Source organism: Streptomyces sp. B1866, from assembly GCF_031932565.1.
In the GTDB taxonomy this organism is placed as follows: Bacteria; Actinomycetota; Actinomycetes; order Streptomycetales; family Streptomycetaceae; genus Streptomyces.
Window position 1 is genome coordinate 1 of sequence record NZ_JAVSCF010000601.1, and the last position, 492, is coordinate 492.

Genomic DNA, 492 nt, shown 5'->3' on the forward strand with positions numbered 1-492 from the left:
TGGGGCGTCCTGCCCGGCCGCGCGGCCGCCGGCGAGGTCCGCGGCCACCGGCTCGCCGCTGTCGGCGTCGACGACGGCGACCCGGACGGCCGGCGCGGCGGCCGTGTCCAGGCTGGCCGCGGGGTCCACGGCGAAGAGCACCAGCACCGGCCGGGCGGCCGCGCCCGCGCCGTGCACACCGGCGTACCGCAGGACGCGCCAGCCGCCGTCGTCCCAGTGGTCCAGCAGCGCCGAGCGCACCACGGGGGACGCCGCCTGCCAGGCCAAAGAGCGCTCCAGCAGCTCGACGGTGGCCGCGACCGGCACCCGGCCGCCGTCCCGGGTGCCGGCCAGCGGGTGCCCGCGCCGTCGCAGCCGCAGCCTGCGCAGCGGCAGCAGCCACCACCGGTCGAGATCGGCCGTCAGCGCCGCCAGCACCGCCGCCGCGGCGGCGGCCAGGCCGAGCGAGGCGGCGGGCCGCCGCGCCACGGCCGTCCACCAGGGCTCGGTGGC

The 492-nt window shown here is 81.9% G+C and carries 1 pseudogene; it reads right to left on the reverse strand.

From position 1 onward, the window contains the following. A pseudogene (locus RKE29_RS30380) lies at positions 1–492 on the reverse strand (hypothetical protein); the annotation flags it as partial.